The following is an 18,928-nucleotide window of genomic DNA, read 5'->3' on the forward strand; positions in this document are numbered from 1 at the left end:
ATCAATCATTTAATTGTTCTAACATCGTCAGTATAGAAAGCCCTTTTGGTGAAATTTTATAGATCACCCTTAAGGGAATACGTTCAACTATGGTACGACTAACTAAACAATGAGTAACCAGTTCTTTTAAACGATCAGTTAGCACCTTGTGTGAGATACTAGAAAGTTCTTGCTGTAATTGATTGAAACCGGTGACTTGTAAAGTTGAGATAGTCAGCAAAATTTCAATAGACCATTTAGATCCCATGAGCTTTATGATTTGTTTTGTAGACATTGAAATAGTAGGCATTTTTCCTCGATTAATAACTAACGCACAAAATAGTGCGTTATGTGCAATTTTAAAAATATATAGTAAAATAATTCACATAGTTAATTATAATCTATGCAATATTGTTTGGCAATATCTTAGAAGAATTGATAATTTTGTACAAAAAGTGATAATGGATAAATGTTATCACTGGATGTTAACCAATTATTAACACATTATCTATGAATTATTGGTGCTACAGATAGTGGTAAAGCGATATCTTTACGAGAATACTAATTTGGAAGTATTCTATCCCATCAAGTAAATGAACAAATTGAAATTTCAAGTATGCTGTTATAGCAAGCAGAATACACAGAAAAACATCAAAATTTAATGCTTGGAGGGAGATTTATTAAATTAAACTGAACGACAAAAACTTATTTTTGTCGTATTCCTAAACCAAGTACTAGACACATTATCAAATCACTAAAATTTAGTTAAAATAAGGAAAAATAAATGAATATATTAATTATTAATGGTTTTGAAAAACATGTTGATGCGAATGGCCAATTAAACAACCGCTTGTTTACAGAATATGTTAGGCAATTCAAGGATAAACATGACACGAAAATCACGGTTATCGAAGATTATAAACGAATAGAGGAAATCAATAAATGGTTATGGGCCGATCTAATTATTATACAGTTTCCCATCTATTGGTTTAATGTGCCTGGCGCTTTAAAAAGTTATTTTGATGATGTGTTTGCTTATGGCATATTTTACGGTTTAGATTACACAAAGTATGGGCAGGGTGGACGTTTATTTGGTAAAAAATTTATGTTATCTACAACATGGAATGCACCCACTGCAGCATTTAATGATAATAATCAATTTTTTAATGGTATGAGTGTATCGGACATATTGCAACCCACTATAAAAGCATTAGAGTTTATTGGATTGACTAGTTGGTCTCAAGATGGTGTTATATCGTGTCATGATGTGATTCATAATCCAGAGATAGAATTATATTTATCTGAACAAAAACAATTTATTGAAGAGGTTAATGTATGATTTGTATTGTTAATTTTAAAAATATGATGCATTATGAAAAACAGTTAAAATGGTTACAAGATATTGAGCGTGAATTTCTTGATTTTAAATTATTAGTTGCACCCACGCTACCAGAACACAATAGGTATCACAATTATGAAATTGTTGCGCAAAACATTAGTTTAGTGCAACGTACAGTGGGGGAAGTCTCTGCTAGCGTATTGAATGGATTAAAGATTCAATATGCTTTTGTAGGTCATTTAGAGCGCAGAAGACTGCTAAATGAAACAACAGATATGATTAATGAACGCTTAATCAATTGTCTTCACAATCATATTGTGCCAATTATATGTTTAGGAATTCATAGTGGGCCGGATTTAGTTATCCGTGAATTAAAATCTATTTTAAAAAATAGTGATTTGAGTGACCAACGCGTGATTATAGCTTATGAATCTTTGAAATCAACACAGTCCAATCAACCTGTCTATTCCTATGTAGAGATGGAGGCAGTATATCTGAAATTAAAACAATATATGGATGAACTAACTAATAGTAGCGGATTATCAGCATATCATTTAGTGATGGGCGGACATATCAACGAAGAGGGCATTAATGTGGCTGAAAAAATCGGATATGATGGCGTGTTAATTGGTGATCGTTATCAAGAAGTGACGTCATTTCAACCGCTGATCAAAACATTAAATCGAATCAAAAGAGAAAGATTATTGACTCATGGAAGCTGAAATCATATCTGTGGGAACAGGATTGTTGTTGGGACAAATAACTGATACTAATCGCCCATATATTGCGCGTGCATTGCACGATATGGGCATTGACTCTCACCATCAATCTATTGTAGGCGACAATGAAAAGAGCATTCATGCAGCATTGAATTTGGCCGTTAGTCGTGCCAAATTGATTATTATGATTGGTGGCCTAGGACCTACAACAGATGATCTAACGAAGCAAGTTGTTTCTCAATTTATCAATCAGCCATTGATACCAGATTCATATACGCTATCGAAATTAAAAAAGTGGCATGATGATGTTGGTATTGAGATGGCAGATAATAATTATCGTCAGGCACTTTTTTTAAAAGATGCTGTGCCCCTGAAAAATGATTTTGGGTTTGCTGTGGGCAGTTTTTATCAAAATACTATTGGACCGGATTTTTTATTATTACCTGGTCCACCATGGGAAATGGAACCAATGTTTGATCAATATGTGTTGCCATTATTTACAAAAACGTATTGCAATGGTCAAGCACTAAGTTCGTTAGTTATGCGTTATTTTGGCATTGGTGAATCAAGATTATCGCAATTAATTAATGGTTTAATTGTCAATCAAACGAATCCAACAATTAAAACTTATGCCCAAAAACATGAAGTGGTCATAAGACTTAAGGCAACTTCATCATCAGAGAATAAAGCAAACAATCTGAATAAAAAAATGGCAACGCAAATTAATCAATTAGTTGGTGATTATTTTTATGGTGTGGGTGAGCATAGTACCTTAGAGAAAGTTGTCGCACAATTATTACAAGAAGAAGAGAAAACAATTGCCATGACAGAAGTATTTACGCGTGGGTTGGTTCAATCAACATTACAAAACGTTGTATCAAATACGGAGTTAGTAACTGGTGGTTTTAACGGTATGAGTGCCTTGCTTGATTTAACAGATGATGAGATTGAATTATCAGGTGATAATGGTGCTGAATTAGTTAAACGCTTAGCAGAATTAACACAAAAGAGATTAGGCGCTAACATTGGGTTGGCAATTTTAGCAGAAAAACCGGAAAGCATTGGTCATCAAGAATATGTTAATGAGAAAGTTTGGTTTGGTTTATTTGATAATCAGCAACAATTGATGGTTACATCACAAATATTTGCAAAAGATCATCAAGATAATATTGAAGAGGCGATATTTGTCGCACTAGATTTAGTTCGACGACACTTAATACACCAAGATTTAGTTGAACGGGCATAATAGTAAATGGGGATGAGCGTATGGTAGAACAGATACAAGGGAAAACAGTGTTAATAACAGGATCTTCAAGGGGAATTGGCTTAGCCATTGCTAAGCATTTTGATCAACTTGGTGCACAAGTTGTATTACATTCTCGTCATGGTATAGATGAGAAAATCAAGTCTCAATTTAACTTGCCACCACTGGAAGTAAAATTTGAATTGACTCATCAGCAAGCAATTAATCGCGCAATAACAGATTTATATCAAACGAATGAATTTAAAGGTGTTGATATTTTAATTAATAACGCGGGTATCACAGCGGATCAATTGGCTGTTAATATGTCTTCAGAAAATTTCACACAAGTTATTCATGCGAATTTAATTGGTACATTTAATGTGACACAGCCAGTTTTGAAACATATGTTAAAGTCCAAATCTGGTTGTATTATTAATATGAGTTCTATTGTAGGTTTGCATGGCAATATAGGTCAGGTTAATTATGCGGCTAGTAAAGCAGGGTTAATTGGTATGACAAAAACATTAGCCAAAGAAGCAGCAAGACGGCAGGTCCGTGTTAATGCTATTGCACCAGGTATGTTTAAATCTGATATGACAGATGTGTTATCTGATAAGATTAAAGAACGTATATTAGAGACTATCCCAATGAAGCGTTTTGGAAATGTCACAGAATTAGCTGAGGTTGCAGAATTTTTAGCAGAAAGTTCCTACATGACAGGGCAAACCATTGTAATAGATGGTGGTCAAAGCATTTAATTTAGAAAGGCAGCATGATGAAAAGTTTTTCCAGTCCATCTTTGTATATACAAGGGCAAGATATTTTATTAAATCATTGCGATCAAATGAAACGCCTCGGGAAACGTGCGGTTATTCTTAGTAACGGTGTTGCTATTGATATTGCAGCAAATCCGCTATCTGATAAACTTAATGAACAACATCTGTTTAGTGAAGTTCTCACTATTAGTGATGATTTTGATGATTATGCGTTGTCATGTTTGTGCCAAAAAATACGTCATTCAAATGCTGGTATTGTCATTGCAGTTGGGGGCGGGAAAGTCATTGATACTGCAAAAATTATTGCTGCACAAGTTGAATGTCGACTTGTTGTTATCCCGACTTTAGCATCGACAGATGCGCCTACATCAAGGTTATCAGCTAAATATAATAGGCAAGGGAATTTTGAGAGATATATTTTTTTTGATGATAGTCCAGCTTTGGTTATGGTTGATACTAGCATCATTGTTAACGCACCAACACGTACTTTAATTGCTGGTATCGCAGATGCGCTTGCCACATTTATAGAGTATCGTGCCGTTCAATGTGGTAACGGTCATAATATGTTTGGGGATAGGCAAACAATAACTGCAGGTGTATTAGCGGAACAAGCGAGTAAAACAATATTTCAAAATGCTGAGTTAGCTATTGAAGCAAATAACGCACACGTTGTCGATAATTATTTTGAAGCTGTTGTTGAGGCTAATATTTTGATGAGTGGATTAGGTTTTGAAAGTGGTGGGGAAGCAGCAGCACACAGTATTGCTAATGGATTAACGACATTTATATCTCCAGCTATTATGCATGGTGAAAAGGTTGCCTTTGGTCTGTTAGGGCAACTTATACTTTCAAAATCATCAGATATTACCTATAAAAAATATTTAGATTTTCAACGTTTATTAGGTCTTCCGGTATGTTTGAAAGACTTAGGCATAATGAATGATCAGAACATCTTGCGTCAAATTGCACGAGAAATATTACGTCCACATGAGACGATACATCAAATGAATTTATCTTTCACAGAGGAAGATATTGTGAATATGTTATTACAGATAGATAGTTATGCGAAAAAATAGATTATGCAGATACCAATTAAAAAATGAACATAACGATGTGAACCCCAATAGTTGGACAAAATAGAATTAATTAATTAACAGACTCAGTGGTGAGTTGAATTGGCAGCGATGAACTGGTATGGTATTGATAGAGGGAAAGTAAAACATGACACTTTTTAAAAAGCAACATGACTTATTATCTTACTTAGAAACGATTCATTTAGATGACAGTGTCGAGCAAGCGATGGTTGAACGTGCAATTTCACAATTAAAAAAGAAAACCTATGAGCACAAAGTTATTGTGGCACTTGCAGCCGAATTTCGCAAGCTAGCCTTAGAACAACAAATTTCTAAAGCAGGATTGGCACTATATATGAAATTACAGGAGCCAAACATCGGAGATGATGTTGGCTTAACTGTGGGCTTATGGTTTTAAAAATACGATACGAGATATTTGAACACCTTCTGCTGTAGCAGAAGGTGTTTTATTTGTGTGACTTGATGATATAACTTGTTATTCAAGCAAAATCTAGGTAGATCCTGTTTCCGCTATGAGAAAAAATAAAAACAGGTTAGTGTGTTTAAACTGATGATAAGCACATTAATCTGTTTTTATTGACCTTTTAATTGTGGGTGTTACTTTAAAAATCAAACCGCCATTGTGTTTGATTCCAGGCAGCTTCCCAGAAACGCCATTCCATTTCTAAACTCTTCAAAAATGTTTGAATAACATGTTCTTTTTGGCTATCGTTGAGATTAGCAACGGCACGTTCTAAAGCATCAAACCGCCAAGCATTGTAATCAATCTCATCATTTGCTTGTGGTGAATAGATTTCAATCCATTCTTTAAGTGGGTTGGCGTCATTGTTTGCACCTTGTGCAACAAGTTCACGGCCAATCACGCCATAACTCCAAGCACATGGCAACAAAACAGCAAGTGCATCAGCATAAGTGCCATGATAAGCTGATGTATACATATGATCCGTGTAGCGTTGTGTATCTGGACTACGACGCCAATTTTCCACATGATGACCAGTAATATTTAACATAATTTCATGTGCTTTTGACTCGTTACTAATAAATTGTGCTGTTTCTAGGAGGCGCGCAATATCATTTGTATCGTTTGTTTTTGTTACTGTGAGTGCAGTGACTTGCAAATAATCTTTTAAATAATGTTCATCTTGCTCAACATAATAATTTAAAATGTCATCAGGCACGTTACCAGTTGCGATACCTTTAACAAATGGGTGCACCATAATGGTATCCATGATTGGTTGTGCACGGGTTAATATATCTTGTGAAAAAGTCATAAAGTATCTCCTCAATACCAATTGGGTAGTAATAATAATTGAAAAGCAATTAAGATAATGATCAACAAGAACCAGTCACGTCGTTTAATGGTAACGACTTGTAAGTGTGTTCGGGCCGCGCCTTCAGTAAATCCGTGGCTAACCATACCTTCAGCTAGATTTTGTGACCAACGAATGGCCGCCAAAATAGCTTTAAAATAGAGTTGAGGCTGCCAAATATGCAGTGTTTGACCACGCATTTGCGAAGCGACACGAATGGTTTTCATTTCTTGGCTAACGGCCGGCATGAAATTCAAAACACCAACTAACGCGTAAACAAATGTTGCGCTAAGTTTGGCCTTTTGCTCTAAAGTAGCTAAGAAAACATCACGTTCATCGTTAAGTTTTAATGTAAACAAACCACCTAACCATAGATAGGCGAAAACACGTGATAACATAATCCAAGCCATGTGTTCATGGTCCCCAGTACCAAAATACATCAACGAAAACCAAGAACCTAGTCCAGGTAATAAGGGTAATATAAACAACCATAACCATTGACGCCAATGGAGTTTAAGAAATAGATATAAAAAACCACTAACGCCAATAACAATAACATTGAGTGTCACGCTTTTTATAAAAGTAAGCTCCAAAGCAATAACCATAACTGTTGTAAACTTAATCAATGGGTTCATGAGGCATCACCGATATAATTAAGCTGTTGATTGTCAAATTTCAGGTGATAATCAAACCAATCTGTAACAGCGTGTAATTGATGACTAATCATGATGACTGTTTGATGTTGACGTCTGGTAAAGTCGGCAATGACATCAAGCAGATGCTGCTGTGATGCACTATCAAGTCCTGCTAATGGTTCGTCAAACAATAACGTTGGGGTACCAATTATTAGCATCAATAATACCTGTAATTTTTTCTGTTGGCCGCCAGACAACTGATAAACAATATGGTCACGAAGGTCATGAAGATTTAGCTGTGTTAAGACGGTAATGATTGTATCATCAGACCAAAGTTCAGGAGAATGGCTTAATGCCTGCGCCTGTGTCAGTTCTTCTTGAACGGTCATGGCAACAAATTGTTGTTCAGCATTTTGAAAAACAAGTGCGATGTCTTGCACATGTTTTGCTATTTTACGCTTAGCAATATCTTCTTGTTGGTAGGTAATTGTACCGCCATAAGGATATAATTTAACCAAAGCAGACAGTAGCGTTGATTTACCCACACCGTTTGGACCAGTAATGAGAATTCTTTTTCCTCTGGGGAATAGACGATTTGTAGTTGATAGCAGCGTACGTTTGCCATTTTTTAATGTCACCGATTCAAGTGTAATAATACCTTCTTTTTCGTTAGGTAGGCTTGTATGAATGGCCGGTTGATTTGGTAATTTGGCTAAAATTTGTTGCTGCTCATCTGATGATGCGTTATGTAGCTTACCAGCGGTCATGACAAAAATATCATCAATCGCATCTGTATAACCACTCCAATCGTGATCTGTTATTAAAATTGTTTTGCCTTCATTTTGATAGGCTTTGATAACGTCGATGAGTTGTAATCTTGCAACGGGATCAACATTAGCAAATGGTTCGTCTAACAATAAATAATCACTATCTGCAGCTAAAACGGTGGCTAGTGCAACTTTTTGTTTTTCACCACCAGATAAATTCATTAAGTCATGGTGCATAAATGCTGTCATACCAACACTTTCCATGGCATTTGTAATACGTTTTTCAATATCTTCAGGCTTAACTTGTAAATTTTCAAGGCTAAATCGTAATTCTTCAAAGGGCGTTCTCATAACAAATTGACGTGTTGGATTTTGAAATAGGTAGCCAATATGTGTGACACGTTGATAAGGAACAATATCATGAATATCATAGCCATCGAGAGTTAATTCACCCGTCAATGTACCATCACTAAATGTTGGATATAAGCCGGATAATAATTTAAGCAATGTAGACTTACCACTACCACTTGGACCGATGAGTAAATTAAAACTATTCGGTCGTAATTTGAGTGAAATATCGGTTAACACTGGTGTTTCGCGATAAGCAAAATTCACATTGTCAACCACTAAATCAGTCACGATGCAAAACACCAGCCTTTTCTATTAGTTTTTGGATGGCAACAACTAAGACACCACCAAAGAACAAAAGTGAAATAAAGCGTGTGATAAACAAGGCGATTAATAGACCGATATGGTAAGAACTGTAACCATCACGGAAGGTAGACCAGATAAAAGTCACAATTGTTCCGGTGATTGCTGAGGCAAAGATACCACGCCAGCCCCAGTTTTTGTAACCTAAAACGGCAAATCCTGCTTCGCTACCGATACCTTGTACGAGGCCAGATAACAAAGTTGCGACTCCCCATTGACCGCCAAGTAGCATTTCAACAGCAGCAGCAAATAATTCACCTAAAACACCAGCTCCTGCTTGGCGAATCAAAATACTAGCAAGTGGAGCAGCCATCATCCAGCCACCAATTAGCAGTTCATTTGCAAAAGGCGCTAAACCCAATGGTGTTAAAGCAGCTGATAATAAATTATAAATTGGGCCGAGTACCCAAAAAATAAAACCGATAAAAACAGCGACGAATGCCAATAACAACACATCACGAAGTGCCCAACGTGTTGACTTTGACTTTGAAATAGTTTGCATAATAGTATGCCTCCAAGAATTTTTTTGTAGTTGTTATTTTATGTCTGGTATACAAAATGGTTTAAAATCGCAATCTTTTTTTGTAATACGTTTTCTAAGCTAATAAAAAACTCTTGGTTCATTTATGAGCCAAGAGTTTGCCTAGTACAACGTCAAAAAAAGCAATTCTCCCTTCGCTGGTATTAACCAGATCAGGTTCAATGGGTGTTTCTCAGCCACGTGGCACCCCAGATTGTTAAATATTAAACTACAAGTTAAACTTAACATAATTTTTTTGATTATGCAACTATGTTAAAATTAGCATTGACAATGAATAACTGTGATTTTAAGCAAAGAGAGGTGTGGTTTATGCGTCAAGTAGTGTTTTATGGTGCCATAAGTTTGGATGGCTTTTTGTCTGATGAAAATGATGATTTGCAATGGTTATTTGATACTAATTTAAATGGTCAATCAACTTATGAAACATTTGAAAAACAGATTAGTACATTTGTAATGGGACGAAAAACATTTGAAGTGGCACAGAAGCTTATGAGTGAAGCAACGTTTTATGCAGGTAAAGAAAAAGTTGTTTTTTCGCGTGGTAAGCATCTAAGTCAAACAGATACGACTTATGTTTCAGGGAATGTTGTCGATATTATTAAAGATTATCAAAAACAAGCGGGTAATGATATCTGGGTTGTTGGCGGTGGTAGCATTTTAAAGCCGTTACTTGAAGCCAATATGGTTGACGAATTTTGGATACAAATTGTGCCTGTGTTACTTGGACAGGGTAAGCGGTTGTTTGAGCCTGGCAGATATCGCTATCGTTTACAGGTAATTGAGACAACACAATTGGGTGAAATGACAGAAATTCACCTTAAAAGCGCAAGTGCCATAAAGTAGTCGCTTATCTAAAATTAAATGTTGGTTGCCCAGAGATCTAATCACTGTGGCGCATACTCGTGGTATTTTTGTTACGACATCTACATTTTCAGCAGAAGCTATTGAGTCTGCTAGAAAAAGAAATAACACTGTGCAATTAATTGATGATGAATTTTTTACGCAAACTCAGCACGCAAAACACCATACTTAACAGAGTCATAATAAGCGCCTTGCCAATAGCGTACTGATCGTATTGTGCCTTCATGTACAAAGCCGACTTTTTCACTAACGCGTATCATACCGATATTGCCAGACCAGGTTGTTAGACCAATATGTGGTAGTTTTTCATGTTGTGAAAATAATTCTGCGAGCCAAATTTTTAGGGCAATGCTGGCGATACCTTTACCCCAATCACTTTTTTGATAAATGATGATACCAACTTCTAACCAATGTTGGAGCTTGCCATCAATCCAATGTGCAGAAACTTCACCGACGATACGGTCGTTATACCAAATTAAACGATGGTACGCATTATCAATTAACTCAGGCATTTTTTGTTGAAATTCATGCCATGTTGGGATGGGATCTCGAAAATAAGGGCCATTAAAAGCCATCCAGGTGCGATCGGCTAATATACCATATTCAACGTCATAAACGTATTTAATATCTGATTTTGAAAAAGGTTTAAGATTGACGGTCATACTATCTCCTAATTATTCGCACTGGCGCTGGGATTGAATTGTACATATATGTTCATCTGAAACAGTAAGTGTTGTAGCAGACCACGGCATGAAGCGAGACAATGTTTCGCGGTCATGCGTGATCGCTGCAAATAGCGCTTCTGCATGATTTTCTTCTGGGAAAGAAAGTATGACTTCGTGGACACCAACTATAAATTTTGAAAAATAAAACATGTATTCCCTCCTGATAAAGATTATTATACGCGTCTATCATTAACAGGGGTAATAAAAAAAGCGATCAATTTGATCGCTTTTTTTATTGCCCCTGCTGGATTCGAACCAACGATAGTGGCACCAGAAGCCACCGCCTTACCGCTTGGCCAAGGGGCAATTACTCTAACTATTTTACAGAAGTTTAGTGAGTTTTGCAAGTCTAAAAATGACCTTTGTTAAATATTCTTTTTTTGTATATACTAGATAAAACAGTAGGGGGAGAAATTATGCAATATGCAACATACGAGAACACAGTTGAAAAATTAAACAGGCATCATATCACGCTCCGTGAAATTGCTATAATTGGGTATGACAGTGAAAAATCCTATGTACCAGGGTTAACTATTGAACAAGTTGAGGAAGCTGTCATTAGTGTCTTACATAAGCGTGTCGTTCAGCATCAGATATGGGTTGCTCTGGAGTTAGATCGTTTGGCGGAAGCGCACTTGTTAGAATCACCATTACAAGATTTGGTTGAAAATGATGATACGTTGTTTGGTGTGGACGAAACATTGGGCACTGCGATTGCCATGTCTTTTGATACAATTGGTGTAACAAACTATGGTTATATCGATAAAATAAAAGTCGGGTTAGTTGGCGAATTAGATCGCAAAGGAAAAACAACGGCAGCAGTGACGACATTTGCAGATGATATCGTTGGTGCATTAGCTGCGGCTGCAGCCTCAAAAGTTGCCCATAAGTATGCAGCTGGGACCAATCGTACAGTCAGTAATCTAGATGATTAGAATTTATTTTGATTTTTTGATTGATTAAATTTGCAAAATCGGTCTATACCAATTATAATTAGAGTTAAGAATAAATAGGAGGAATGGCAAACACTGTTTTGTTACTCACAATGAGTGTATCGTGCTTGCTAATATTTATATCATGGCTAAATTATTAAAAAATATTGATCTCTATACAGGTTCAAAGCATATAAAAGATGCCTTTATACGCTTCACAGATGTTATTGATGATGTCGGCTATATGATTGACTTTACACCAAGAGACGATGATGAACTGATCACAGAAGCAACTGGGAAGCTCATTGTGCCTGGTTTTATTGATGTGCATAAGCATGGTGGTTACGGATTGGATACCATGGATGGTGATGCTGAAAAACTCAACGACATGGTTAATAAAATGGTTACTGAGGGTATTACATCACTCTTTCCAACAACAATAACGCAATCACCTGAAAATATCGAACGTGCCTTGGTAACCATTAATGAAGTTGCTAAAACTAATCCTGTTATTCAGGGTATTCATTTGGAAGGACCATTCATTAACAAGGTATTTATGGGTGCGCAACCGGAAGAGTACATTATTGATCCAGATACTGAGCTGCTTAAAAAGTGGTATGCGTTATCTGGTGAGCGTATCAGATTAGTAACCTATGCACCGGAAAACGGTGGCATACCTGATTTTGAAGAATTTATGTTAAAGCATCATATCATCCCATCAATTGGTCATTCAAACGCTACGCGTGAACAATTGATACATTCACGTGCGTCGCATATTACACATCTGTACAATGCGCAAAGACCCTTACATCATCGTGAGCCCGGTGTTACTGGTCATGGTATGCTAGAAACATCAATTACAGGAGAACTAATCGCCGATGGTTTTCATATTGTCCCTGATATGTTGGAAATTGCCTTTCGCTTAAAGGGTGCGCATCAATTAGAACTTGTGACAGATTCAATGCGTGCTGAAGGCTTAGGAGATGGTGTCTCAGAACTTGGTGGGCAAAAAGTGGTTGTTAAGGATAAACAAGCACGTCTTGAAAATGGGCATTTAGCTGGTTCAGTACTAGCTTATGATGATGCATTTCGTAATATACAACGGTTTACATCAGCTGATATTCATGATGCTGTGCAAATGACTTCAGTCAATCAAGCGCGTGAGTTTGGATTAACGCAAAAAGGCGACTTGTCTGCTGGTAAAGATGCCGACTTTAATATTTTTAATAAGGAAGATATGCAACTACAGGCGACTTATTCATTGGGACGTCGCTTTGCACGGAAAAATTAATGACAAAACCCGCCATACCACGTTATATTCAAATTCATAATCAAATAAAATCACGTATTGAAGCCGGAGAGTGGCAATCGCAGAAACGGTTACCTGCTGAACGCGAGTTGTCAGAAACTTTTAATGTGTCGCGTATGACGCTACGACAAGCTATTCAGACACTTGTTGATGAAGGCTTATTAGAACGAAAAGTTGGTTCTGGTACTTATGTGGCTGAGAAAAAAGTATCTGAGCGTGCATTAGGCATGACGAGTTTTACAGAACTAATGGCTAATACTGGCCGTATTTCAAAAACACAGACAGTTAGTTATAAAATAACGTCACCATCTGCATCAGAAATTATGCACCTGCAATTAGCAGATGATGATGATATTTTGGTGATGGAACGTTTGCGTATGGGCGACAATGAACCTATCTTACTTGAAAGAACAACATTACCGGCAAAATTAATTAGTCATTTTTCACGCCATGATTTGACCGAATCTTTGTATGCGACATTAGAAAAAGCAGGAATTCAACCTGGACGTGCGGAACAAACGATTTCAGCAACTTTGGCGAATGAACGCTTGTCAGAACTTTTGAAAATTAGACGTGGGGATGCCATATTGAATGTGCGTCAAGTATCTTTTGATCAAAATGAGCAACCATTTGAATATGTACGTTCCTACTATGTTGGTGAACGTTTTGAATTTACGTTAACACGGTAAAATCATGTGCTAAAGCCTGAACGCTTTTAGTGACCTTTATATATTATATTTTGAACAGGTAATTACCAAATAAAAAATAAACACTTTGAAAGTTATTGTAACTTTCAAAGTGTTTATTTTTTGTAACAAAGGCGAATATTTGAAAACTTATTTATGACTAAATTTTTTGGCTAAATAATCACCAATCAGTTGAACAACAAGGACAAAAATCAAAACGAGTAATGTTGCCACAAGTGTTGTATCTGTCGCAAAACGATTGTAACCGTAAGCAATTGCCATATTACCAAGTCCACCAGCACCTATGGCACCAGCCATGGCAGTTAATCCGATTAAACTAATCAAAGTAACTGTCGACACACGAGCAATTTCAGAGCGACCTTCACGTAAATAAACGCCAAAGACAATGTCCCAAAACGAGGCACCCACTGACTGAGCAGCCTCAACAATACCACTATCAACTTCTGCTAAAGCGACTTGTATTTGTCGCGCGTAAAATGGAAAAACGCCAAGGGCTAAAGGCACTAAAGCTGCGGTTGTTCCGATTTGAGTACCAACAATTAACTTTGTAAAAGGTGCAATGAATGCTAATAAAATAATGAAGGGCACTGCACGAAAGACAGAAACAATTTTATCAAAGAACCAGAACAATAATTTATTTGGCGCAATGCCATTTGGTGCTGTAATAATTAAACCAATACCAAAGATTAATCCTAGAATACCACCAAAAATAGCTGACCAAAAAGTCATATAAAATGTCTGAACAATAGAGGTCCACCAGCCTGTATCACCAGTCCAACCTTGATAAACGACGTTTGGGAATGTATTTGAAAACCATTTTGTCATAGTTATTTACCGCCTTTTAGTATTTCAATTTCAACATGATGATCGGCTAAAGTTGATGTTGCTGCCTTAATTTGCTCATCTGTGCCTGATAGAATAACAAGTAGGGAACCAACTGGCGTGTTTTGTAAAATTTCAACATTGCCATATAAGATATTAGCTGTGACTTGGAAATCACGAAATAAACCAGCAATTAAAGGCTCATCTGTTGTTGCGCCGACATAGGACAAACGGATGAATAGTTCATTATCGTTAAGATTTTTGACCAAAGGTTGCGCAGAAATTGTTGCAATAGCTTTATCAATATTTGTTGCTGTTTCAATGAACTCTTTGGTTAGCTGTTGTGTTGGCTGAGCAAATATATCAAGTAGTGAGCCACGTTCAATAATTTCACCATTTTGCATCACAGCAACTTTATTGGCAATTTCTTTCACAGCTTGCATTTCATGGGTGATTAAAACAATTGTTAAACCAAGTTTTTCATTGAGCTTTTTTAATAAACTTAGAATTTGATTCGTAGTTTTGGGGTCTAATGCGGAAGTTGCCTCATCAGATATTAAAATTTCAGGATCATTTGCTAGTGCTCGCGCAATGGCAACACGCTGTTTTTGACCACCTGATAGTTGTGACGGATATTGTTCAGCACGGTCTGTTAAGTCAACTAATTTTAATAATTCTGTGACTTTTAACTTTTTTTGATCCTGAGTTAACTTGCTGTGTTGTAAGGCAAAAGCCACGTTTTCAGTGACAGTGCGTTCATTGAGTAAATTAAAGTGTTGAAAAATCATACCAATTTTTCGCCTACGATTACGCAAATCATTTGCCTTGATACGTACTTTTTTGTTTTTATCGTTATCAGCTTGAAAGAATGTTTCACCATTAATAATAACAGAACCACTAGTAGGCTCTTGTAATAGGTTGATGACACGAACTAATGTTGATTTTCCGGCACCAGAATAGCCGACTATGCCATAAACATCCCCACGATTGATTGTGATAGAAACGTCTTTGACGGCTGTAATTGTACGCTTTTTTTGATAAAATGTAACATCGATATGATTCAGTGAAATTATGGGGTTACTCATTTATTGACTCCTTTTTAAAACCAATGGATAAGATACTTAATTACAGCTCGTAGCGCTTTATGAGTGCTTTAATGACATCAATATGCTGGTTATAATCCGATAAGCGGATGTTTTCATTGGGGGCATGATCTTTTGTCCCAGCGTAACCAACGCCAAAGCTTGCAATAGGCGCTTGTAAACTTTGGTGAATAATTGCCATAGGGCCTGTACCAGGGGACGTCGGCAGTACCACCGGTGAGACATGATAATAATTAGCTACGACATCTATTACACGTAATATCTCAGGATCAGACATATCACTACGATAGCCGGGTTGGCCAAGTGTCTTGGTGATCACTATATCGGATAAACCAGCTGCCTGTAGGTGATCAGATATACGTTGTAAAGTTAAGTCTGGGGACATATTTGGTACCAAGCGTGATTCTAATTTAGCGGTAGCTGTGGCAGGTAAAACTGTTTTAACACCATTACCATTATAACCTGATGTGATACCTTCGATGTTAATTGTTGGTTTAAAATATAATGTTTCCTTGAGATTGTCACCATTCCGATCAGAATAGAGTGGGACTGTTAAGCCGTGCTGTGCAATAAGTGATTCTCTGGTCAATGGTAATGCTTGTACAAGTGCCTTTTCGCGGTCGTTTGGTTCAACAACATCATCGTAAAAATGTGGCACAGCAATATTTCCAAGTGAATCAAACAACGTGGCAATGGCACGAGATAGGCGCATTGGCGCAGAATCTACAATTGCAGCCAGAGATGAATGTAAGTCATTAGCTGCAGTTGTGACAGATAGATCAAAGGTAACAATGCCTTTATTGCCACCAAATATTTCAATAATATCTTCGGCATTTTTACCACCAGATTCCCAAATAACGAGATCAGCTTGTAATTGATCTTGATATTTAGCCAGATATGCTGTTAAATAGCGTGATGCAGTTTCCTCTGATCCTTCAACGATAAAAGTGATATTTATGGGCAGTTCCTGGTTATTTTCAATTAAATATTCTGCTATAGCAGCTAATCTTGCCGTGAGATTACCCTTATCATCATCAACACCACGTCCATACAATTTACCATCATGTGCAGTTAAACGCCAAGGATCAGACTGCCATAAGTTTAATGGTTCAGCTGGTTGAACATCATAATGATTGTAAATAACCAGCGTTTTAGCATTGGGATTGCGACTTAAAAATTTAGCGAGAATAAAGGGTGCAAAATAAGTATCATCGTAAATAACCTGTGCGCCGAGTTTTCGAAATTCATTTGCAATAATAGTCGCAATTTCTGGCAGATGAGTTTCCATAGCCGAGACGCTAGGTATTGCGACGAGTTGTTCCAGGAGTGTCATGTATTGTTGACGAATGTTCATCGTATTTTCTCCTATAAGACATTATGTACCTGCAAAATGAATTGCAGATTGCTGCTTAGTTAATCAATGATTTATTTTTTATAGTCCCAGACAGTAAGTTGTGCTGTACCATAAAACTTTTTCACAAGTGATTTTGTTTTATCTGTTTGTAGTGATTTGACAACGTCCTGATAAACTGGATTATTTTTATCCTTTTTATTAGCTGCAATAAAGTTAAAGTATTGTTGAGAGTCTTTATTTAACTTTTCAATGTAGATGGCTGAGTTAACATCTAGTTTAGCTGACTTTGCGAAGTTTGTGTTGATAACAGATGCACCAATAGTTGGATCCGTTAGAGAAGAAGCTGTTTGTGAACCATCGACTGGGGTTATCTTAAGATTTTTTGGATTTTCAGTAATATCTTTTGGTGTTGCCTTTGTTGTATCCTTAATTTTAATTAAACCAGCTTCGGCCAATAGGTGTAGACCACGATTTTCGTTGGTTGGATCATTAGCGATTGTAATTTTGTCACCTGACTTGATATTTGAAACTTTTTTATATTTATCTGAATAAATTCGAAGTGGTGTCGTCCAAGTATCACCTATTGCGACAATATTTGTTTTATATTGTTCATTCCAGTTAGCCAAATAGGGGTAGTTTTGGAAAGCATTTAAATCAATATCACCAGCAGAAAGTGCTTTGTTTGGTTGGAGATAATCGGTAAATTTTTTGGTCTTTAATGTAATGCCATACTTATCTTTAGCAGTTTTACTGACCGACTTCCAAATCTCATCTTCATTTTTATCACCAGCCATGACACCAATTGTGACAGTTTTTGCAGAAGATTTGTTGCTGTGATGACCAAAAGTTAAGTAGGCACCAGCAGCTATAACAATAACGATACCACCGATAATCCAATTTGTTTTCTTACTCATAAGTAGTCTCCATTTTAAATGTCTAAGTTAAGTGAGGAACGATTATTTACTAAAATCAGTGTCCCAGGCAGCAAGTTCAACGCCATCATAGGCTTTATTTATAGCATCTTTAGTTGCTTGTGTATGATATGATTTAACAACATCTTTCAAGACTTGTTTGTTCTTATCAGAGTTTTTAGCTGCTATAATATTAACCCATTGGTGAGAATTTTTATTGATTGGTTCAACAAATATTGCTTTTTTATAGTCTAATCCAGCAGTATCCGCATACGTTCCGTTGACGACTGCACCTTGTACATCTGTTAACGACCGTGCTGTTTGATCGGCCGCTAATTCTTTAATTTTTAATGATTTTGGGTTTTTGGTAATGTCTTTCACCGTTGCTGTGGTTAAACCAGATTTCAGATCAATCAATCCAGCAGCCTTCAAGACATATAATGACCGACTTTCATTTGATGTATCATTTGGTACAACAATAGTATCTCCTGTTTTATATTCTGACACCTTTTTGTAGGTATTTGAATATAAACGAATAGGTGAGATAACGGTATCGCCTATTGCAACAATTTTATCGCCAGTTGCCTTGTTTGATGCTGCTAGGAAAGCATAGTGTTGGAAGGCATTAATGTCAATATCACCAGCAGCCAAGGCTTTATTTGGCTGATTGTAGTCTGAAAACTGCTTGAATTTTAGGGTAATACCATATTTATCTTTGGCTGTTTTAGACACTGACTTCCAAATGTCAGTATCTTGCTTTGATCCTGACATAATACCAACCGTTACAATTTTGTTATTTGATTTCTCAGCAGATTTGTGTCCAAAGGTTGCATAGGCAATGCCGCCAATGGCGATGACAGCTACGCCACCAATAACCCAATTTGTTAATTTACTCATAATTCTTCTCCCAAATAGTTTGTGTAATGGTACGACATAGATTTTAAAAATAAACAAGCAAAATATAGTGATTATCACACAAAAAAGCCGCTACTGTAGATTTAAATACAGAAGCGGCTAAAAAGCGCGTTACCATTCTGAGTTGTAAGCTAATATTACTAATAGCTTGCTCACTAACCATCGGGCATCGGGA

The 18,928-nt window shown here is 36.6% G+C and carries 23 protein-coding genes, 1 tRNA gene, 1 riboswitch and 1 other annotated feature (1 of these 26 only partly in view); of the genes, 11 read left to right on the forward strand and 13 right to left on the reverse strand.

What is annotated here, in order from left to right; all coding sequences use genetic code 11:
- Nucleotide 1 precedes the first annotated feature (1 nt).
- The gene (locus LEGAS_RS02305; RefSeq protein ID WP_029510849.1) at nt 2-289 is read right to left on the reverse strand and encodes a winged helix-turn-helix transcriptional regulator; all 288 of its coding nucleotides are present in this window, start codon (nt 287-289) and stop codon (nt 2-4) included.
- Nucleotides 290-763: 474 nt separating this feature from the next.
- On the opposite strand from LEGAS_RS02305, the gene LEGAS_RS02310 reads away from it, so the two are divergent.
- The 6 genes from LEGAS_RS02310 to LEGAS_RS02335 all read left to right on the forward strand — a co-directional run bounded on the left by LEGAS_RS02310 (nt 764) and on the right by LEGAS_RS02335 (nt 5,547).
- Nucleotides 764-1,318, forward strand: a complete 555-nt coding sequence (locus tag LEGAS_RS02310; protein ID WP_013231272.1) for an NAD(P)H-dependent oxidoreductase — start codon at nt 764-766, stop codon at nt 1,316-1,318.
- Nucleotides 1,315-2,040 carry a triose-phosphate isomerase gene (locus LEGAS_RS02315; protein WP_013231273.1) on the forward strand — a complete coding sequence of 242 codons (726 nt, stop codon included), beginning with the start codon at nt 1,315-1,317 and terminating at the stop codon, nt 2,038-2,040. The genes LEGAS_RS02310 and LEGAS_RS02315 overlap by 4 nt, the downstream gene beginning before the upstream one ends.
- Entirely contained in the window at nt 2,030-3,283 is a 1,254-nt protein-coding gene (locus tag LEGAS_RS02320) for a CinA family nicotinamide mononucleotide deamidase-related protein (protein ID WP_010389044.1), read from the forward strand. Before LEGAS_RS02315 ends, LEGAS_RS02320 begins: the two co-directional genes overlap by 11 nt.
- A gap of 20 nt (nt 3,284-3,303) precedes the next feature.
- The gene (gene fabG / locus LEGAS_RS02325; protein WP_010389043.1) at nt 3,304-4,038 is read left to right on the forward strand and encodes a 3-oxoacyl-ACP reductase FabG; all 735 of its coding nucleotides are present in this window, start codon (nt 3,304-3,306) and stop codon (nt 4,036-4,038) included.
- 14 nt (nt 4,039-4,052) lie between these two features.
- Complete coding sequence (locus LEGAS_RS02330) at nt 4,053-5,132, forward strand: glycerol dehydrogenase (protein ID WP_081457738.1); 1,080 nt, start codon at nt 4,053-4,055, stop codon at nt 5,130-5,132.
- Nucleotides 5,133-5,277: 145 nt separating this feature from the next.
- Complete coding sequence (locus LEGAS_RS02335; RefSeq protein ID WP_013231275.1) at nt 5,278-5,547, forward strand: hypothetical protein; 270 nt, start codon at nt 5,278-5,280, stop codon at nt 5,545-5,547.
- 205 nt (nt 5,548-5,752) lie between these two features.
- On the opposite strand, the gene tenA is transcribed toward LEGAS_RS02335, so the two are convergent.
- From tenA to LEGAS_RS02355, 4 genes are read right to left on the reverse strand one after another with little or no spacing between them, the layout of a single operon-like run.
- Complete coding sequence (tenA, locus tag LEGAS_RS02340; protein WP_010389039.1) at nt 5,753-6,421, reverse strand: thiaminase II; 669 nt, start codon at nt 6,419-6,421, stop codon at nt 5,753-5,755.
- An 11-nt stretch (nt 6,422-6,432) separates the two neighbouring features.
- Nucleotides 6,433-7,095: an energy-coupling factor transporter transmembrane component T family protein gene (locus LEGAS_RS02345; protein ID WP_010389038.1), complete on the reverse strand. Its 663-nt coding sequence runs from the start codon at nt 7,093-7,095 to the stop codon at nt 6,433-6,435.
- Nucleotides 7,092-8,501: an ABC transporter ATP-binding protein gene (locus tag LEGAS_RS02350; RefSeq protein ID WP_013231276.1), complete on the reverse strand. Its 1,410-nt coding sequence runs from the start codon at nt 8,499-8,501 to the stop codon at nt 7,092-7,094. Before LEGAS_RS02350 ends, LEGAS_RS02345 begins: the two co-directional genes overlap by 4 nt.
- Complete coding sequence (locus LEGAS_RS02355; protein WP_010389036.1) at nt 8,494-9,075, reverse strand: ECF transporter S component; 582 nt, start codon at nt 9,073-9,075, stop codon at nt 8,494-8,496. The genes LEGAS_RS02350 and LEGAS_RS02355 overlap by 8 nt, the downstream gene beginning before the upstream one ends.
- Before the next feature lie 150 nt (nt 9,076-9,225).
- Nucleotides 9,226-9,315: riboswitch (TPP riboswitch) on the reverse strand.
- Between the two features lie 108 nt (nt 9,316-9,423).
- On the opposite strand from LEGAS_RS02355, the gene LEGAS_RS02360 reads away from it, so the two are divergent.
- The gene (locus LEGAS_RS02360; RefSeq protein WP_010389034.1) at nt 9,424-9,957 is read left to right on the forward strand and encodes a dihydrofolate reductase family protein; all 534 of its coding nucleotides are present in this window, start codon (nt 9,424-9,426) and stop codon (nt 9,955-9,957) included.
- Nucleotides 9,958-10,003: 46 nt separating this feature from the next.
- Nucleotides 10,004-10,147 (forward strand): restriction endonuclease, encoded by a 144-nt coding sequence (locus LEGAS_RS10350; protein WP_010389031.1) that lies wholly within the window; start codon nt 10,004-10,006, stop codon nt 10,145-10,147.
- Here LEGAS_RS10350 and LEGAS_RS02365 read toward each other — a convergent pair.
- The 3 genes from LEGAS_RS02365 to LEGAS_RS02375 all read right to left on the reverse strand — a co-directional run bounded on the left by LEGAS_RS02365 (nt 10,113) and on the right by LEGAS_RS02375 (nt 11,006).
- Entirely contained in the window at nt 10,113-10,637 is a 525-nt protein-coding gene (locus tag LEGAS_RS02365) for a GNAT family N-acetyltransferase (protein WP_010389029.1), read from the reverse strand. The two genes, LEGAS_RS10350 and LEGAS_RS02365, sit on opposite strands and share 35 nt — an antisense overlap.
- Nucleotides 10,638-10,649: 12 nt before the next feature.
- Complete coding sequence (locus LEGAS_RS02370; RefSeq protein WP_010389026.1) at nt 10,650-10,850, reverse strand: hypothetical protein; 201 nt, start codon at nt 10,848-10,850, stop codon at nt 10,650-10,652.
- 85 nt (nt 10,851-10,935) lie between these two features.
- Nucleotides 10,936-11,006, reverse strand: a tRNA-Gln gene (locus LEGAS_RS02375).
- 110 nt (nt 11,007-11,116) lie between these two features.
- Here LEGAS_RS02375 and LEGAS_RS02380 point away from each other — a divergent pair.
- The 3 genes from LEGAS_RS02380 (at nt 11,117) to LEGAS_RS02390 (ending at nt 13,630) form a co-directional block, all read left to right on the forward strand.
- Nucleotides 11,117-11,635 carry a phosphatidylglycerophosphatase A family protein gene (locus LEGAS_RS02380; protein WP_013231277.1) on the forward strand — a complete coding sequence of 173 codons (519 nt, stop codon included), beginning with the start codon at nt 11,117-11,119 and terminating at the stop codon, nt 11,633-11,635.
- 142 nt (nt 11,636-11,777) lie between these two features.
- Nucleotides 11,778-12,923, forward strand: a complete 1,146-nt coding sequence (gene nagA / locus LEGAS_RS02385) for an N-acetylglucosamine-6-phosphate deacetylase (protein WP_010387631.1) — start codon at nt 11,778-11,780, stop codon at nt 12,921-12,923.
- Nucleotides 12,923-13,630, forward strand: coding sequence for a GntR family transcriptional regulator (locus LEGAS_RS02390; protein WP_010387630.1), 708 nt, complete (start codon nt 12,923-12,925; stop codon nt 13,628-13,630). The genes nagA and LEGAS_RS02390 overlap by 1 nt, the downstream gene beginning before the upstream one ends.
- A gap of 147 nt (nt 13,631-13,777) precedes the next feature.
- On the opposite strand, the gene LEGAS_RS02395 is transcribed toward LEGAS_RS02390, so the two are convergent.
- The 5 genes from LEGAS_RS02395 to LEGAS_RS02415 all read right to left on the reverse strand — a co-directional run bounded on the left by LEGAS_RS02395 (nt 13,778) and on the right by LEGAS_RS02415 (nt 18,735).
- Nucleotides 13,778-14,473: a methionine ABC transporter permease gene (locus LEGAS_RS02395; RefSeq protein ID WP_010387629.1), complete on the reverse strand. Its 696-nt coding sequence runs from the start codon at nt 14,471-14,473 to the stop codon at nt 13,778-13,780.
- Between the two features lie 2 nt (nt 14,474-14,475).
- Entirely contained in the window at nt 14,476-15,555 is a 1,080-nt protein-coding gene (locus LEGAS_RS02400; RefSeq protein WP_013231279.1) for a methionine ABC transporter ATP-binding protein, read from the reverse strand.
- 40 nt (nt 15,556-15,595) lie between these two features.
- Nucleotides 15,596-16,927, reverse strand: a complete 1,332-nt coding sequence (locus LEGAS_RS02405; protein WP_010387627.1) for a M20/M25/M40 family metallo-hydrolase — start codon at nt 16,925-16,927, stop codon at nt 15,596-15,598.
- 71 nt (nt 16,928-16,998) lie between these two features.
- Complete coding sequence (locus LEGAS_RS02410) at nt 16,999-17,841, reverse strand: MetQ/NlpA family ABC transporter substrate-binding protein (RefSeq protein WP_010387626.1); 843 nt, start codon at nt 17,839-17,841, stop codon at nt 16,999-17,001.
- 42 nt (nt 17,842-17,883) lie between these two features.
- Nucleotides 17,884-18,735: a MetQ/NlpA family ABC transporter substrate-binding protein gene (locus LEGAS_RS02415; protein WP_010387624.1), complete on the reverse strand. Its 852-nt coding sequence runs from the start codon at nt 18,733-18,735 to the stop codon at nt 17,884-17,886.
- Nucleotides 18,736-18,841: 106 nt separating this feature from the next.
- Nucleotides 18,842-18,928, reverse strand: a binding site (T-box leader); it runs 180 nt beyond the window's last position.

Origin of the sequence: Leuconostoc gasicomitatum LMG 18811, from assembly GCF_000196855.1 — a bacterium.
Taxonomy (GTDB): Bacteria; Bacillota; Bacilli; order Lactobacillales; family Lactobacillaceae; genus Leuconostoc; species Leuconostoc gasicomitatum.

Excerpts from the sequence above, each read along its gene's own strand:
- LEGAS_RS02345 (WP_010389038.1), bottom strand. The coding sequence starts at position 7,095 with ATGAACCCATTGATTAAGTTTACAACAGTTATGGTTATTGCTTTGGAG.
- LEGAS_RS02365 (WP_010389029.1), bottom strand. The coding sequence starts at position 10,637 with ATGACCGTCAATCTTAAACCTTTTTCAAAATCAGATATTAAATACGTT.
- LEGAS_RS02370 (WP_010389026.1), bottom strand. The coding sequence starts at position 10,850 with ATGTTTTATTTTTCAAAATTTATAGTTGGTGTCCACGAAGTCATACTT.
- tenA (WP_010389039.1), bottom strand. The coding sequence starts at position 6,421 with ATGACTTTTTCACAAGATATATTAACCCGTGCACAACCAATCATGGAT.
- LEGAS_RS02390 (WP_010387630.1), top strand. The coding sequence starts at position 12,923 with ATGACAAAACCCGCCATACCACGTTATATTCAAATTCATAATCAAATA.
- LEGAS_RS02315 (WP_013231273.1), top strand. The coding sequence starts at position 1,315 with ATGATTTGTATTGTTAATTTTAAAAATATGATGCATTATGAAAAACAG.
- nagA (WP_010387631.1), top strand. The coding sequence starts at position 11,778 with ATGGCTAAATTATTAAAAAATATTGATCTCTATACAGGTTCAAAGCAT.
- LEGAS_RS02410 (WP_010387626.1), bottom strand. The coding sequence starts at position 17,841 with ATGAGTAAGAAAACAAATTGGATTATCGGTGGTATCGTTATTGTTATA.
- LEGAS_RS02380 (WP_013231277.1), top strand. The coding sequence starts at position 11,117 with ATGCAATATGCAACATACGAGAACACAGTTGAAAAATTAAACAGGCAT.
- LEGAS_RS02305 (WP_029510849.1), bottom strand. The coding sequence starts at position 289 with ATGCCTACTATTTCAATGTCTACAAAACAAATCATAAAGCTCATGGGA.
- LEGAS_RS02355 (WP_010389036.1), bottom strand. The coding sequence starts at position 9,075 with ATGCAAACTATTTCAAAGTCAAAGTCAACACGTTGGGCACTTCGTGAT.
- LEGAS_RS02415 (WP_010387624.1), bottom strand. The coding sequence starts at position 18,735 with ATGAGTAAATTAACAAATTGGGTTATTGGTGGCGTAGCTGTCATCGCC.
- LEGAS_RS02360 (WP_010389034.1), top strand. The coding sequence starts at position 9,424 with ATGCGTCAAGTAGTGTTTTATGGTGCCATAAGTTTGGATGGCTTTTTG.
- LEGAS_RS02335 (WP_013231275.1), top strand. The coding sequence starts at position 5,278 with ATGACACTTTTTAAAAAGCAACATGACTTATTATCTTACTTAGAAACG.
- LEGAS_RS02320 (WP_010389044.1), top strand. The coding sequence starts at position 2,030 with ATGGAAGCTGAAATCATATCTGTGGGAACAGGATTGTTGTTGGGACAA.
- fabG (WP_010389043.1), top strand. The coding sequence starts at position 3,304 with ATGGTAGAACAGATACAAGGGAAAACAGTGTTAATAACAGGATCTTCA.
- LEGAS_RS02395 (WP_010387629.1), bottom strand. The coding sequence starts at position 14,473 with ATGACAAAATGGTTTTCAAATACATTCCCAAACGTCGTTTATCAAGGT.
- LEGAS_RS02310 (WP_013231272.1), top strand. The coding sequence starts at position 764 with ATGAATATATTAATTATTAATGGTTTTGAAAAACATGTTGATGCGAAT.
- LEGAS_RS02405 (WP_010387627.1), bottom strand. The coding sequence starts at position 16,927 with ATGAACATTCGTCAACAATACATGACACTCCTGGAACAACTCGTCGCA.
- LEGAS_RS02330 (WP_081457738.1), top strand. The coding sequence starts at position 4,053 with ATGATGAAAAGTTTTTCCAGTCCATCTTTGTATATACAAGGGCAAGAT.
- LEGAS_RS02400 (WP_013231279.1), bottom strand. The coding sequence starts at position 15,555 with ATGAGTAACCCCATAATTTCACTGAATCATATCGATGTTACATTTTAT.